This is a genomic window from Sphingomonas sp. SDUR79 (assembly GCF_056821745.1).
Window position 1 is genome coordinate 1,910,145 of the sequence record NZ_JBPDIN010000001.1, and the last position, 15,687, is coordinate 1,925,831.

At 67.3% G+C, this 15,687-nt stretch carries 13 protein-coding genes; 9 read left to right on the forward strand and 4 right to left on the reverse strand.

The features are described 5' to 3' along the window. The first annotated feature begins 11 nt into the window (after nt 1–11). A complete protein-coding gene (locus ACRYLO_RS09420) occupies nt 12–1,757 on the forward strand; it encodes an asparagine synthetase B family protein (protein ID WP_482659908.1) in 1,746 nt (581 codons plus the stop codon). Between the two features lie 242 nt (nt 1,758–1,999). Here ACRYLO_RS09420 and ACRYLO_RS09425 read toward each other — a convergent pair whose 3' ends face one another. The 4 genes from ACRYLO_RS09425 to ACRYLO_RS09440 form a co-directional block, all read right to left on the reverse strand. After that, nucleotides 2,000–2,626 (reverse strand): glutathione S-transferase family protein, encoded by a 627-nt coding sequence (locus ACRYLO_RS09425; protein WP_482659909.1) that lies wholly within the window; start codon nt 2,624–2,626, stop codon nt 2,000–2,002. 102 nt (nt 2,627–2,728) lie between these two features. After that, nucleotides 2,729–3,589 (reverse strand): dienelactone hydrolase family protein, encoded by an 861-nt coding sequence (locus ACRYLO_RS09430; RefSeq protein WP_294019358.1) that lies wholly within the window; start codon nt 3,587–3,589, stop codon nt 2,729–2,731. A 175-nt stretch (nt 3,590–3,764) separates the two neighbouring features. Further along, on the reverse strand, nt 3,765–4,862 hold the full coding sequence (locus ACRYLO_RS09435) for an MBL fold metallo-hydrolase (RefSeq protein ID WP_482659910.1): 1,098 nt from the start codon (nt 4,860–4,862) through the stop codon (nt 3,765–3,767). 80 nt (nt 4,863–4,942) lie between these two features. Continuing rightward, on the reverse strand, nt 4,943–5,599 hold the full coding sequence (locus ACRYLO_RS09440; RefSeq protein ID WP_482659911.1) for a cell cycle transcriptional regulator TrcR: 657 nt from the start codon (nt 5,597–5,599) through the stop codon (nt 4,943–4,945). Between the two features lie 189 nt (nt 5,600–5,788). Here ACRYLO_RS09440 and ACRYLO_RS09445 point away from each other — a divergent pair, with 189 nt between their 5' ends. From ACRYLO_RS09445 to ACRYLO_RS09480, 8 genes are all read left to right on the forward strand, one after another. Beyond that, on the forward strand, nt 5,789–6,070 hold the full coding sequence (locus ACRYLO_RS09445; protein WP_482659912.1) for a hypothetical protein: 282 nt from the start codon (nt 5,789–5,791) through the stop codon (nt 6,068–6,070). A gap of 52 nt (nt 6,071–6,122) precedes the next feature. Continuing rightward, the gene (locus tag ACRYLO_RS09450) at nt 6,123–6,281 is read left to right on the forward strand and encodes a hypothetical protein (RefSeq protein WP_482659913.1); all 159 of its coding nucleotides are present in this window, start codon (nt 6,123–6,125) and stop codon (nt 6,279–6,281) included. A 275-nt stretch (nt 6,282–6,556) separates the two neighbouring features. After that, nucleotides 6,557–7,381: a phytanoyl-CoA dioxygenase family protein gene (locus ACRYLO_RS09455; protein WP_482659914.1), complete on the forward strand. Its 825-nt coding sequence runs from the start codon at nt 6,557–6,559 to the stop codon at nt 7,379–7,381. Nucleotides 7,382–7,390: 9 nt separating this feature from the next. Beyond that, nucleotides 7,391–8,287 carry a LysR family transcriptional regulator gene (locus ACRYLO_RS09460; protein ID WP_482659915.1) on the forward strand — a complete coding sequence of 299 codons (897 nt, stop codon included), beginning with the start codon at nt 7,391–7,393 and terminating at the stop codon, nt 8,285–8,287. Nucleotides 8,288–8,436: 149 nt separating this feature from the next. Then, complete coding sequence (locus ACRYLO_RS09465; protein ID WP_482659916.1) at nt 8,437–9,654, forward strand: FAD-dependent oxidoreductase; 1,218 nt, start codon at nt 8,437–8,439, stop codon at nt 9,652–9,654. Between the two features lie 53 nt (nt 9,655–9,707). Next, nucleotides 9,708–12,764 (forward strand): TonB-dependent receptor domain-containing protein, encoded by a 3,057-nt coding sequence (locus ACRYLO_RS09470; protein WP_482659917.1) that lies wholly within the window; start codon nt 9,708–9,710, stop codon nt 12,762–12,764. Then, the gene (locus tag ACRYLO_RS09475) at nt 12,764–14,350 is read left to right on the forward strand and encodes an N-acyl-D-amino-acid deacylase family protein (RefSeq protein WP_482659918.1); all 1,587 of its coding nucleotides are present in this window, start codon (nt 12,764–12,766) and stop codon (nt 14,348–14,350) included. Before ACRYLO_RS09470 ends, ACRYLO_RS09475 begins: the two co-directional genes overlap by 1 nt. Next, nucleotides 14,347–15,648, forward strand: coding sequence for a dicarboxylate/amino acid:cation symporter (locus ACRYLO_RS09480; protein WP_482659919.1), 1,302 nt, complete (start codon nt 14,347–14,349; stop codon nt 15,646–15,648). Before ACRYLO_RS09475 ends, ACRYLO_RS09480 begins: the two co-directional genes overlap by 4 nt. Nucleotides 15,649–15,687 lie beyond the last annotated feature (39 nt).

Genomic DNA, 15,687 nt, shown 5'->3' on the forward strand with positions numbered 1-15,687 from the left:
AGGACGCGACCATGGCCAGCCTGTTTCTTGTCCGGAACGACGACCCGCGCTTCGCTGATAGAGCGCTGGCCGAGGCGCGCGCGGTGCTCTCGGAACAGGGCTTCCCCGCGCCTGTCGAAACGTCGCTCCCCGGCTGGACCCTGCTCCACGCCGGCCACATCATCGCCGGGCCGCCGTCGCTGCTTCAACACGGTGACGATCTCGTCGCGGTCGCGGGGACGCTGGTCGCCGATCGCAAGATGGGCGAATCCGCGCTCGCCGCCCTGCTCGCCATGGACCCGCTCGCGCTCGACTGGGACCGGCTCGGTGGCCAGTTCGTCGCACTCGTCCGCCGCGGCGGCCGCAGCTTCCTGTTCGGCGATTATTTCTCGGCCTACCAGCTGTTCCACGATACCGACGACCGCGTCTTCGCCACGACGTTCCTCGCCGCCGCCCGCGCCCTCCCCCGACTCAGCTTCGACGCGCAGGGGGTGTATGAGCTCGTCTTCAACGTCATGCCGGTCGGCGACGACACGGTGTTCGATCAGCTCAAAACCCTCTCGCCCAACGCCGTCGTCGAGCTGACCGCGACCGGCACCGTCCGTCATGGCATCGCCAAGCCGCTGCCCGCCGCGCCCAGCAACGAGCCCCTGCCCGACCGCATCGCCCGCCACCGAGAACGGCTGCTCACCATTGTCGGCGCGCATGTCGATGCGCTCGGCGGCAATGTCCGCGCGCCGCTGTCGGGCGGGCTCGACTCGCGCCTTGTCCTCGCCGCGTTGCGCGCCCGTGGTTGCGACCCGCATATCTATGTCTATGGCGTACCGGGCGACGAAGATGTCGTGATCGCCCAGCACATCGGCGCCGAGCTCGGCTTCCCAATCGAATGGCTCGACAAGGAAGACGGCGTCGTTCCGCCCGATGCCTTTGCCGAACTGGTCGACCGCAACTACCGCCAGTTCGACGGGCTGCCGACCTTCGGCAACATCTTCGACAATGGCACCAACGGCGCGGCGCAGCTTGCCCGCCACGCCGATGGCGCGCTCGCCGTGTCGGGCGGGTGCGGCGAGATCTACCGCAACTTCTTCTACCTCCCCGACCGCCGCTTCACCGCGCACGACATTGCGCAGACCTTCTTCGCGCGCTTCACCCCGGCCGACGCCACCGACCGCTTCGACCCGCGCGGGTTCATCGACGCGATTGCGGACAAGATCGCCGCATCGCTCGCCCCGCCCGATGCGACCGGGCGGCTCGCGCGCAACCGCGTCGAGCAGATCTACCCGCGCATCCGTTGCCGCGCGCTGTTCGGGCGCGAGATCAGCCTCGAAGCCCGGTTTAGCCCCTATCTGATGCCCTTCCTCGATCATCGCGTGGTGGCCGAGGCGATGACGCTGCCGATGCCGCTCAAATATGCCGGGCGGTTCGAGGCGGCGTTGTTGAACGCGATCGACCCGGTGCTCGCCGCCCAGCCCTCGGCCTATGGCCATGACTTTACCGGGCCGCCGAATCTCGCGCATCGCCGCACCGAATGGCTCACCCGCATCCGCCCGGTCTGGCTCCGTCGCCACACCTATGCGCTGCGCCGCCGCCTCGGCGCGATGGGTGACGAGCATGGTGGCGCGCTGACGCCCGACTATATGGGCCGGGTGATCGACCTTGATTTCCCCGCGATGCGCCGCTTCTTCAACCCGTCCGCGATCAACGACAGCGCCGTGTGGCGCCGCATCGCCAACCTCGAATATCTGGCTGCACGGCTTGGGTCGCGCGTGGTGGGGTAATCAATTCCTCCCCCAGCTTGCTGGGGGAGGTGGCAGCGCGCAGCGCTGACGGAGGGGGTGTAGCTGCGATCAGCGATATGCCGGGGGCATATCGCAGCAGCGGAGCCGGCTTGCGAAGCAAGCCGCCCCGTAGACGGCGGAATTTTGCCGAGCTGTTTACGGCCGTCTGCGCGGCCGCCCCTCCACCACTCGCTTCGCGAGCGGTCCCCCTCCCCTGAGACAAGCTCAGGGGAGGAATTGGATCACCCCTCCGCCGGTGCCGGCATCAGCGCGTCGTCGAGCGCATTGGCCCGCTGCGCCGCTTCGCGCGCCTGCACCCGTTCGACGAACGCCGCGAAGGAGTCGCGCTTCGGGATCGACCCGAACCGCAGACCCCAGGTCAGATGCGCCCCGACATACAGGTCCGCCGCCGTGAAGTGATCCGCCGCCAGCCAGCCGCCGCCCGCCGCGCTCACCGCCGCATCCAGCGTATCGATCGTACGGTCATAATTGCCAAAGCCGAGCATGCCTTGTTTCTGCGGATCGTCGCCAACATCCCAGCCCATCGACCGGCTAATCACCGCCTGTTCCAGCGGCCCCGCCGCAAAGAACAGCCAGCGATAATAGGCTCCGCGCGCATCAACCGGCGGCGCCAGCTTGGCCGCCGGGAACGCGTCGGCCAGATAGGCGCAGATTGCGGCGCATTCGGTGACCACCACGCCATCATGCACGATCGCCGGCACCTTCCCCATCGCGTTCACCGCCAGAAATTCGGGCGAGCGCGGGCCATATTCGATCACGACCGTATCATATTCGGCACCCGCTTCCTCGAGCGCCCAGCGCGCGATCCGTCCGCGCGACATCGGGTTGGTATAGAGCGTCAGCGTCATCGTCTTCCCTCCGAGTCGAATGAGAACAAAATAGGAACTAAATCGCGCGGCGGGTCAAGCCCGAAACAATCCTCCCCCGCCAGGGGGAGGATCAGGCGCACCTCAAAGCGCCTTGAACGTCTCCAGCAACCGCGCCCACGCCTTTTCCGCCTGCACCTGATCGTACACCTGGCTGTCGGGCGGGCACCATCCATGGTTCGCGGGATAGACCTCGACCTCGGCGGCCAGCCCGGCACTGGCATAGGCCGCGCGCACCAGTTCCTTCTCGTTCGGGTTGCGCTTGTCGTCATTCTCGGCGACCGCGAACAGGAACCGCGCCTTCATCTTTGGCACCAGCAGATGCGGGCTGTCCGGCTTGTCGGTGGCAAGGCCCCCGCCATGGAACGACCCGCCCGCCTTGACCCGCCCGGGCAGCGCGGCTGCGGTGCGCATCGTGAACGGCCCGCCCATGCAATATCCGGTGGTGCCGACCCCGCGCTTCTTGTCCACCGCGCGCTGCCCGTCGAGCCACGCCACTGCGGCGGTCGCGTCGCGCACCACGGCATCGGGGGTCAACAGCGCCCGCCACGGCCCGATCTTCTCGCGCACGCTCGGCGTCGCGTAGCTTTCGCCCGGCTGCAGAAACCGCCCCTTCACCGACCGGTAGAACGGATTGATCGTCAGCACAGCAAAGCCCGATTGCGCCAGCCGCTCGCCCATCTGGCGGAATGCGGGGCGCAGCCCCATCACGTCGGGCCACACCAGCACCGCCGGATGCCTGCCCTTGTTGGGCGCTGCATAATAGCCATCGGCGGTCCCGTCCGGGGTCTTGAACGTCACATCGGTCGACTGGATGCCCATCGCATTGGCGGGGGTCGGCAACAGCGCCATCAGTCCCGCAGCGCCCGCCGCCGCGCCAAATTCGCGCCGGCTCATGCCCTTGATCAGCTGCTCATTGTCGGCGTTGGTCAGATCGTCGCACATTGCATCGCTCTCCAGAATCAGGCCACCCGGCGACGTGACGCTAGCTTAGCTCGGGTTTCAGTTACACTGAAACGTGCGGCACCGGCCCGCTCCCCCACCCGGCCACCCATAGAATACACTGTCGTTGGGTGGCCGGGTGGGGGAGCGGGCCGGTGCGGCTTCGGCGCAGCCGAACTTAAACGGTCCCGCGATACCACCACGCGCCGTCGCGCACCTCGCGCACGGCCCGCCCCTCGACCTCCAGCCGCCGCAGATGCGCCAGCGTCTCTCCGGTCGCGAGGCCCAGCATGTCGCCGGTAATCGACCGCCGGAACATCCGCCCGAAGCAATCGACCGCACGGCGCGGCTCGACCAGATGCTCGGCGAGAATATCCAGCCGCTTGCGATGCTCGTCGCGCAGTGCCGCCAGCCGGACATGCAGCCCGGTAAACGGCGCGCCATGCGCCGGGAGCACCAGCAGGTCGTCGGGCAGTTGCAGCAGTTTCTCGATCGACGCCAGCCATTCGCCCAGCGGATCGGCCTCGGGCTCGCTCACGCCCAGCGAGACGTTGGAGCTGATCCGCGGCAGCACCTGATCCCCCGCGATCAGCACGCCGTCGCGCGCGTTCCACAGGCACGCATGTTCCGGGCAATGCCCCGATCCCACCACCACGCGCCACATCGCATCGCCGATCGCGATGTCCTCACCATCGACGATCCGGCGATAGCCCAGCGGCATCGGCGCAACCATCCGGCGAAACTGGCCAAATCCCTTGGCACTCGCCGCCGCAACCTGTTCCTCGTCCCACCCCGCCGCGCGCCAGAAGGCGATCTGCTCGTCGGGCACCGCATCGCGCACATCGGCGGTCAACAGCCGCCCCATCAGCCACTCGCCGCGCGTCATCCAGATCGCGGCGTCGAACTTGCGCCCCAGCCATCCGGCAAGGCCAATATGGTCAGGATGGAAATGCGTGCAGATCACCCGCCCCGGCGGCGCGGACGCCAGCGGCTCTGCATCGAACAGCGCACGCCAAGCATCGACCGATGGCGGCACGTTCAGCCCGCTATCGACGATCGTCGTCGCATCGCCATCGGCGACCAGCCAGCAATTGATATGATCGAGCGGCCCCGCCATCGGGATGCGCACCCAATGCACGCCGGGCGCGACCGCAATCGCCTCCCCCACCGCCGGCGTGCGCTCGCCCAAAGGATAGGTCAGCCCGCGATGACTGGTCGCGACAAAGCTCTCGTCCTGGGTCAGCGAGATGTCGGGGGAGATCGCCGGTTCAGCCATACCGGAAACAGTGACGGCGCGGGACCCGCTTGTCGAGTCCACGCGCCGTCACGATACCGTAAAAACGAAAAAGCAGCCGATCAGCTCTTGAACAGCGTATCCCGGTCATATTCCACGCCCGGCGCGGTATCGCGCGACGCCGCGTCGCGCTCGGCGCGCAGCTGCTCGAGCAGCGCCTCACGGTCACCCTCCAGCCGCGTGTCGACCGGCGCCTCGATGCCTGCCGCCTTCGCCGCCTTGGCCACTGCTGAATCCAGCTCGCGCTGGCTGGTCAGGCCCAGCGTCACCGGGTCCTTGGGGACGATATTGGCGATGTTCCAGTGCGAACGATCGCGGATCGCCGCGATGGTGGTGCGGGTGGTGCCGATCAGCTTGCCAATCGCGCCGTCCGAAATCTCGGGATGGTTGCGGATGATCCACGCAATGCCATCGGGCTTGTCCGCGCGCTTGGACACCGGCGTGTAGCGCGGCCCCTTGGTGCGGCGGATCTGCTCGGGACCCTTGCTCATCTTCAGGCGGTAATCGGGGTCGTTCTGGCCCTTCTCGATTTCCTCCATCGTCAGCTCGTGCGCACGCACCGGATCACGGCCGGTAAGCTTGGTCGAAGCGGTGTCGTCCGCGATCGCCTGCACCTCCAGAATGTGCAGGCCGCAAAAATCGGCGATCTGCTCAAAGCTGAGCGCGGTATTGTCGACCAGCCAGGAAGCGGTCGCATGCGGCATGAGCGGCTGAGCCACGTCAAAGTCTCCAGAAACAATAAGGGCCGCCCTCCACGGGCGGCCGACTACCGGTTGGATTTAGGCGCATGACGCTGCTGAGGCAAGCTTTTTGGCCATCAAATGCCGTGATTGCCCTCGCGCCGAACGGAACCTAGTCTCGATTCAGGCGTCCTGCCCCGAACGACCATCGTTTCAGAGAGGAACAACATGAAAAAGGCCCTTCTTCCGCTCGCCGCCGTTGCCGCACTCGGCCTCGCCGCCTGCAGCGACAAGGCGCAGAACGAAACCGCTGAAGCTGCCGAGGCGATCGGCGCCGATGCCAACGCGACGATGGGCGAAGCCGCCGACGACGTCGAAGCCGCGACCGATGGCGCGCTCAGCACCGCCGAAAACACCGCCGACCGTGCGGGTGCCGCGATCGGTGAAGGCGCCGACCGCGTCGGCAACGCCGCCGATGCGGCCGAGGACGAACTCGACAAGAACAACTGATCCTTTGCCGGGGCCGTCGCGCTGACGGCCCCGCGCATTTCCGGGGGGAATCATGCGCGCCATCATCCTGCTGCCACTCATTCTGCTTGCCGCCTGCAACGGCACCGACGACGCCACCGGCGTGTCGCCAGACGAGGCTGCGCAGCTCAACGCCGCCGCCGACATGCTCGACGCGAACGCCACCGATCCCGACTCACGACCTGCTGGCTGACTGTCCCATTCCTCCCCTGCACCGCAGGGGAGGTGGCATCGCGTAGCGATGACGGAGGGGCCGCCGCGAAGACGGCGGAATTTTGCCGAGATGCTCACGGCCGTCTGCGCGGCCGCCCCTCCACCACCCGCTGCGCGGGCGGTCCCCCTCCCCTAAGCAAGCTCAGGGGAGGAATTAAGCTTACACCGGTGCCCACAAACCCGTGCCGTCACGGGGTTGACGCACTCCCGATCCAGTGAAAGCCTTACACGCGTAACGCGTGTGCGGAGGCCTGTATGGATCACGTCGCCCAATATCGGACCAATGGCTATGCCGTTGTTCGTGGCGTCTTTTCACCCGATGAGATTGCACGCATCGCCGCTGCGGTCGACGCCGTCCATGCCGAGGGCGTCGCGCATGGCCGCGCCTTCCGGCACGGCAATTTATTCTACAATGTCCGGGCCGATGCCGACGGCGCCCCGGTCGTGCCGATGGTGCAATGGCCGTCTTATCACAATGACGTGCTCAACGCCGTCCGGCTCGACCCGCGCTGGGTGGAACTGCTCGCCCCGCTGATCGGCGGCGACCTCAAGCAGATTATCAACCAGCTGCACTGGAAGGCACCCGGGTCGCTGGGCGATTTCGCCTGGCATCAGGATTCGCGCTTCCGCAAGCCCGACGAAGCCTATCGCAACCTCGGCGGCTCCTACATCCAGACCGGCCTCGCCATCGATCCGCACACGCGGGCCAGCGGCGCGATGCGGATGATTCCCAACAGCCACCGCGCCGGTGCGCTCGACCTCGACACCTCGACCGAGGTGCTGGGGAACGAGATGACCGACGACGCGCTGCGCAACGCCGGGATCGACCCGGCCGATGTCATCGATCTCGAAATGGAGCCCGGCGACATCGCGATGTGGAGCCCCTATCTGGTCCATGGATCGGGCCGCAACACGGCCGACCACCAGCGCCGCTTCTACATCAACGGCTATGTCCGCGCGGCCGATTGCGACCGCGGCGAATGGGCGTTCCGCGATGGCCAGCCGGTGCCGCTCGGCCCCGAACCGGTGCTGGTCCATTACGATGCGCTGCACGAAAACCCCGAACCCCATTATGTCTGACCGGGCCTGATGCGCCTGCGTCAGCTTGAGATCGTGCACGCCGTCTATCAGCACGGCTCGATCAGCGCCGCCGCGCGCGCGCTCGGCGTGTCGCAGCCCTCGGTGTCCAAGACACTGCACCATGCCGAGGACAGCCTGGGCTTTCGCCTGTTCCAGCTGTCGCGCGGCCGCCTGATCCCGACCGATGAGGCGCACGCGCTGATGCGAGAGGCCGGCGACCTGTTCGACCGGCTCGGCACCTTGCAACAGACCGCGCGCAACCTGTCGCACTCCGGTGGCGGGCATGTCCGGCTCGGCATCGTCCCCAGCCTCGCGCTCGACATGGTGCCCCAGGCGATGGCGCTGTTCCGCCGCGACTGGCCGCGTGTGACGTTCGAAGTGCATACCCACCACCATGACGATCTGCTCCGCTCGCTCATCGAGCGCGAACTGGACATCGCCATCGCCTACACGCCCCCGCCCCACCCCCGCCTGGCGCGCGCGGCGATGGCGGAGGGCGAACTGGTGGTGCAATATCCCGAGGGCATGTTCCCCGACCCCGGCGATCGCTTCCCGCTCGAACAGCTCGCCGACCGCGACGTCATCGGCGTCGCCGCAGCCGGCCCGATCGGCGCGGTCCTCACCGAAGCCGCCCGTGCGCGCGGCATCGCCTTTCGCGAAACCGTGTCGGTGCAGACCTTTTTCATCGCCGCGCGTCTGGCGCAGCTCGAGCGCGGCGTGACGGTGATCGACGAATTCACCGCCCGCGCCTGGCGCGCGCCGGGCTTCACCTGGCTACCGACCGACCCGCCGCTGCGTTTCACCATCTCGTGGGTGACGCTGGAGGAACGCCAGCCATCGCGCGCCGCCCACGCCTTCCTGCGCACCTTTCAACAGGTGCTCGAGGATAACCGCGCCAAACCATAAACACAGGTTATACCTACAGCAGATATTCCGCGCTTTTCGTCGGCGCGTTGAACTTTAATGTCGCTTTCCACCGCGCGATTGGAATGTCCGTCCAGTCAGCTCGGCAGGGGGAGACGCATTCTGATCGACCGGAACCCGGAATTGGCGGCATGACCGTCTCGCGCGAAGTCATTGTGCTGGGCGCGGGCGTGGTCGGCATGGCGACGGCGCTGACCCTGACCGAGCGCGGTCACCGGGTCACGGTGATCGATTCCGCGGGGGGGCCGGGGCTTGGCACCTCCTTCGCCAATGGCGCGCAGCTCAGCTATGGCTATACCGACGCGCTCGCCAGCCCCTCGACACTGGCCCAGATTCCGCGCGTGCTGCTCGGCCTGGATCGGGCGCTGCGCTTCCACCTGCGGCTCGATCCCGACTTCATCAGCTGGGCGCTCGCCTTTCTGCGCAACGGCACGGCCACGCGCTTCCGCAGCAACACCATCGCCGGCCTCGACCTTGCCGCCCGCTCGCGCACCGCACTGGCCGGGCTGGCCGCACGCCACGCGCTCGACTTCGGCCATGGCGCTCCGGGCAAGATCCATATCTATCGCAGCCAGGCGTCCTTTGCCGCAGCGCAGGACATGGCCGCGCTCAAGGCCGCGCATGGTGTCAGCCAGTCGATCCTCGACCCTGACGGCGCGGTTGCAGCCGAACCGATGCTCGCTCCGATCCGCGAAGCGATGGTCGGCGCGCTGCACACCAGCGACGAAGAGGTCGGCGACCCCCACCGCTTCTGCGTCAGCGCGCACGACGCGCTGCTGCGCGCGGGGGGCAGCTCGATGATGGGCACCGGCGTCGCCCGGATCATTGCCAACGGCGCTGGCCCGGCGATCGTCACCAGCGATGGCGCACGCGTGGGCGCCGACCGGATCATCCTCGCCGCCGGAACCGGCTCGGTCGCGCTCGCCCGCCAGCTCGGCGTGCGCCTGCCGATTCAGCCGATGAAGGGCTATTCGATCACTCTGCCCCCCGGCCCCGCCGCCCCCAGCGCCAGCATCACCGATGTCGCCAATCGCGTCGTCTTCGCCCGCATCGGCAACCGCATGCGCATCGCGGGCCTGGCCGAACTGGGCAAGCGCGACACGCGGGTCGAACCGGCGCGGCTGCGCGTGCTGGTCGACAGCGCGCGTGCGGCGTTGCCTCAGGCTGCCGATTATGACCAAATAGAGTCGAGCTGGGCCGGCCTGCGACCGATGACCCCGAACTCGCTGCCGATCACCCGGACCATCGCGCCGGGCGTGATCGCCGCGACCGGGCATGGCGCATTGGGCTGGACCTATGCCGCCGGCAGCGCAGAACGCGTCGCGGAGATCATCGAAGAGAGGGGCTGAAGGCGCACCAGACGCCAGGGCAAATAACAACAGGGAACAGGGAAGACACGACCATGAAGACCACGATCCGGATCGCAGGGCTGTTGGGCAGCATCTCGCTCCTCGCCACCGCCACCGCCGCAATCGCGCAGGATGCACCGCAGACCGCCGCCGATGTTCAGGACGACACGACCGAGGAAGTCGTCGTCATCGGTTCGCAGATCAAGGGCGCGGACGTCGCCGGCGCGCTGCCCACCGTGGTGCTGAGCGAGGACGACATTGCCGCCACCGCCGCCACCAGCGGTGACGACCTGTTCCGCTCGATCCCCCAGGCCGGCGACGTCGCCTTCAACGAAAGCCGCGACGCGGGCGGCATCAACGATGCGCGCGGCGACACCGCCTCGATCAACCTGCGCGCGCTCGGCACCGGAAACACCCTGGTCCTGCTCAACGGCCGCCGCATGGTCCTTCACCCCGGCACGCAAAGCGAAAACCTGGTGCCGGTACAGAGCGTCAACACGAACACCATCCCCGTGCTCGGCGTACGCCGCGTCGAAGTGCTGCTCGACGGCGCTGCCGCCATTTACGGTTCCGATGCAGTCGCCGGTGTGATCAACACCGTGCTCAAGGACAATTTCCGCGGTCTGCGCACCACCGCCGAAATCGGCTTCACCGAGGATTCGGGTCAGGTCGAGGCGGAGTTCGCATTCGAGTTCGGGCATCGCTTCAATGGCGGCAAGTCGAACATCTCGGTGTTCGGCTCGTACAACCACCGCGACCCGCTCTACGCCCGCGACCGCCGCAACTCGCGCTCGGCCGACCTGCGCCCGCTGGTTGCCGGAACGCCGTTCGCCGGCGATAGCGACTTCGACAACACCTCGGTCGACAGCATCTGGGGCGAGTTTCAGCGGCTGACCAACAGCTTCGTTGCATCGACCACCACCGCCTCGGTCAACGGCACGTCGCTGACCAGCAGCGGGATTTTCCATATTCAGCCGAACACCAATGACGGCTGCATCGCCGCGACCCCCTATGCGGGCACCTGCTGGGACAACAGCTCGCTGTCGACCGCCTCGACCGACAACAATCTGAAGTACGACATCAACGATGTCCGCACGATCATGGGGCGCAACGACCGCATCAACATGTTCGGCTTCTTCAACCATGAATTCGACAGCGGCCTGGAATTCTTCGCCGAAGCCGGCTGGTATCGCGCCGATTTCCAGTCGCAGCGCGAACAGGATACCGCGCTCGCCAGCCAGCGGCTGATCATTCCGGCTAACGGCTATTACAATCCGTTCGGTCCGACCGGCAGCGCGTTCCGCATTCCCGGCCTGTCCGGCGTTGCCACCACTGGCGTGCCGATCGAGCTGATCGACTATCGCCCGGTCGATGCCGGCCCGCTGGTCGTCAATGTCCGCAACGACACTACCCGCTTCCTGGCCGGTTTCCGCGGCGAAGTGCTCGGCTTCGATTTCGACAGCGCCGCGCTCTATTCGCGCGCCCGCACCGCCGACAGCATGCGCACCGTCAGCCTGACCAAATTCCAGGAAGCCCTCAGCCGCACCGACGCCAGCGCCTATAACCCGTTCAACGGCGGCGATCCGCTCAATCCCGGTCGCTATGACAGCACCCCGAACCCGCAAAGCGTCATCGACGGGTTCATGGTCGATATCGGCCGCGTCAGCACGACCGAGCTGGCGATGGGCGATTTCAAGGTGAGCAAGAACGACCTGTTCACCCTGCCCGGCGGCCGCGTCGGCATGGCGGCGGGCGTCGAGTTCCGTCACGAAACCTTTGCCGATGACCGCGACGACCGGCTTGACGGCACGATCCGCTTCGTCGCGCTCGACGGCAGCTCGAACGGCAGCGACACGATGGGCGCCAGCCCGACCCCGGACAGCAGCGGCGCGCGCGACACCATCTCGGGCTTCCTCGAATTCGCGGTGCCTTTGGTCGCGCCGTCAATGAACGTGCCGCTGATCCATTCGCTCGACCTGCAGCTCGCCGGCCGTGTCGAATCCTATCAGGGGTTCAGCACCGTCGCGAAGCCCAAGATCGCGGCATCCTGGTATCCCTTCGCCAACCTTCAGCTGCGCGGCAGCTGGTCGCAGGGCTTCCGCGCGCCGAACCTGCCCCAGCTGTTCGAAAACGGCATCCAGCGCTCGAACACCCGCACCGACTGGGTCAAGTGCGAGGCGGATTTCCGCGCCGGACGCATCGCCAATTTCGACGCCTGCACACGCAGCCAGGGCGTGGTGAGCAACCGTTCGGGCAGCCAGAGCCTGACGCCTGAGGAATCGGATAACCTGTCGCTGGGCGGCACCTTCCAGCTCAACATGGGCAAGGCCGGTCGCCTGACCTTCACCGCCGATTATTGGGAAATCCGGCAGGACAACGTCATCGGCCTGTTCGGCGACGGCAATGCGCTGATCCTCGATTATCTGCTGCGGCTGCAGGGGTCGTCGAACCCCAATGTCCAGCGCGCCGATCCCACACCACAGGAAATCCTCGACTTCGCCGGCACCGGCATCGCGCCGGTCGGTCGCGTGATCCAGGTGATCGACAATTACACCAACCTCGCCCCGCGTGCGGTGCGCGGCTATGACCTTGGCGTCTATTATCAGGTCAAGGACACCGGCATCGGCGACTTCAGCGCGCGGATCAACGCCGCCCGCCTGCTCGAATTCTATCAGACGCCAACCCCCGCGGCCCAGGCGCTGATCGATGCGCAGGCGGCCGGCACGATCGATGACACCATCGCGATTGCCGGCGCGCAGGACATCGTCGAACAGAATGGCCGCCCGAAATGGCGCGCTTCGGCCAGCGTCACCTGGCGCTATAACGGCTTCGGCATCGGCTATTATGGCAGCTATGTCGGTGAGGTGACCGACACCTCGGCCTCGCTCGCCGACGGCACCCGCTTCCGCGTCGACGATTACATGACGCACAGCCTCTACGCACAATATGAGGTCGATGGCGGACCGATGGACAGTCTCCGCCTGCGCGTGGGTGCACGCAATTTGTTCAACACGCTCGCCCCACTTGCCGATAACAGCAACGGCTATATCGGCGATCTCTACGGCAACCGCGGCCGCCAGATCTATTTCTCGGTCAGCAAGCGGTTCTGATGCGACGCGCCGTCCGCGTCATGGCGGCCCCGCTCCTGCTCCTGCCCCTCGGGGCGGGACAGGACCGGGTTCCCGCACCCCGCACGATCGACCTGGTCATCACCAATGGCCAGGTCATCGACGGCACCGGCACCCCGGCGCGGGTGGCGGAGATCGGCGTGGATGGCGACCGCATCCTCTATGTGGGGCAGCGTCCGCGCGGCATCACCGCGCGGCGCACCCTCGACGCCCGGGGCCTCACCGTCACCCCCGGCTTTATCGACCCGCACACCCATAGCGGCCCCGACGCCCGCTCGCCCGACGCGGCCAAGCGCCAACTCGCCAACCATCTGCTGCAAGGCGTCACCAGCATCGCCATCGGCAATGACGGCGGCGGCGAGGCTGACATCGCCGGCCTGTTCGCGCGCATCTCGGCCAACCCCACTGGCCCCAATATCGCCAGCTTCACCGGCTTCGGCACGATCCGGTTAAAGGTCGTCGGCAACCGCGACCGCGCGCCTACCGCCGCCGAGCTGGACACGATGAAGGCGCACGTCACCCGCGCCATGTGCAACGGCGCGCTCGGCCTGTCCGCCGGCCTCTATTACGCCCCGCAGAGCTTCGCGAAGACCGACGAAGTCGCCGCGCTCGCCGCCGTCGCGGGCCGCCATAACGGCATCTACGAAACCCATCTCCGCGACGAGGGCAGCGCCAACATCGGCCTGATCCCCGCGATCGACGAAGCCATCGCCATCGCCCGCGAAGGCAAGCTGCCCCTCCACATCGCCCATATCAAGGCACTCGGCGCCGACGTTCAGGGCATGGCCCCCAAGGTCATCGCGCACATCGCCGCCGCGCAGAAATCCGGCGTCACCATCACCGCCGACCAATATCCGTGGGAGGCCTCCAGCACGTCGCTCGCCGCCGCGCTCGTCCCGCGCCGCGCGCAGGATGGCGGCGCGCCCGCGATGGTCGCCAACCTCAAGGCGCTCGATCCGCAACTCCGCAAGGACATGGCCGAACAACTCCGCGTCCGCGGCGGCGCGCACGCCATCCTGATGGTCAGCGGCCCACACAAGGGCCAGCGCCTCGATGCGCTCGCCACAGCATGGCAGCTCGACCCGCTCGACGCCGCCGCCCGCATCCTGATCGCCGATCCCGGCACCAGCATCGCCAGCTTCAACATGACCCAGCCCGACATCGACGCCTTCGCGCGCCAGAGCTGGGTCGTCGGCAGCTCCGACGCCACCAACGGCCACCCGCGCCGCATGGGCAGCTTCGCGCGCGGCTGGCGCATGTTCGTGCGAGAGAAAAAGCTGATGACCCCCGAACGCTTCGTCCAGCGCTCGTCCGGACAAACCGCGCAGATCCTCGGCTTGCCCGATCGCGGCATCCTCGCGCCGGGCAAGTTCGCCGACATCGCGATCCTCGATCCCGCCAGCTACGCCGAACGCGCCACCTATGACCGACCCGACTTACCCAGCACCGGAGTCCGCTACGTGCTGGTCAACGGCCGGTTCGCGGTGGACAAGGGTCAGCTCACCGGCACCCTCGCCGGTCGTCCGCTACCCAAACCGCGCCAACCCGAATGGACCTGCCCCGCATGACCGACATCACCATGCCCGAACCCGCCGAACGCCGCGGACCGATCAAGCGTGCCTTCGCCTGGTGGTTTGGCGTCGCGCTGTGGAAGCGCATCCTCGCCGCGCTCGTCCTCGGCGCAGCGGCGGGCCTTGTCTGGGGTGAGGGCGCGACGTCGATCGGCTGGATCGGCACCGCGTTCGTCCGTCTGATCCGCATGCTGGTCGTGCCGCTCGTGTTCCTGACCATCGCCTCGGGCGTCGCCGCACTCGCCGACCCCAAGCGCCTCGGCAGCATTGGCGTCAAGACGCTGGCGATGTATGTCTTCACCACCGCACTCGCCGTCACCACCGGTCTGATCGTCGCGACGCTCATCGCCCCCGGCCTCGGCGCGAGCTTCGCCGGCGCCATCCCCAAGGCGATGGGCACCCCGCCCGACACCGCGCAGATGTTCATGGAGATCATCCCCGACAATCCAATCGGCGCGATGGCGCAGGGCAAGACGCTGGCGGTGATCTTCTTCGCGATCCTCGTCGGCGCGGGCGTGATCGCAGCCGGCAAGGGCGCGGAGCCGGTGCGCCAGCTGCTCAATGCCGGCTCCGAAGTGATGCTCAAGATCGTCGGCTTCGTGATGGAGACCGCGCCGTTCGGCGTGTTCGCGCTAATCGCCGTGGTGATGGGCACGACCGGCCCGTCCAGCTTCATCGCGGTGCTGAAACTCGGCCTGTGCGTCGTGGTCGGCTCGGCAATCGTCACGCTGCTCATCCACGGGCTGATCGTCGTGCGACTGATGGCATGGCTCTCGCCGCTTCCCTTCTTCCGCGGCATTGCCGACGCGATCATGGTCGGCTTCTCGACCTCGTCCAGCAGCGCCACCCTGCCCGTCGCGATCCGCGTCGCCGAGCGTAACCTCGGCGTCTCGCCTCCGGTCGCCTCGACCGTCCTCCCGCTCGGCGCAACGATCGGCATGGACGGCGCGGCGATGTATGTCGCGATGCTCACGCTGTTTTCGGCACAGGCATTCGGCATCGATCTCAGCATGGCCGATTATCTGGTCATCGCCGCCACCACGACCATCGTCGCCATGGGCGTCGCCCCGGTCCCGTCAGGCTCGCTGTTCGTGCTCGCCGCCGTGCTCCACGCGATCGGCATCACGCCCGAACAGACCGCAATCGTCGTCGGCTTCATCCTCCCGTTTGACCGCATCCTCGACATGATCCGCACCGTGCCGAACGTCACCTCCGACCTCTCGATCGCCACCGCCGTCGCCCGCTGGGAGGGCGAAATGGACGTCGCCGTCTACCAGGCGAGCGACAATGAGTGAGGCCCGCGCTCGTCACCCCCGCGAAAGCGGGGGCCCATC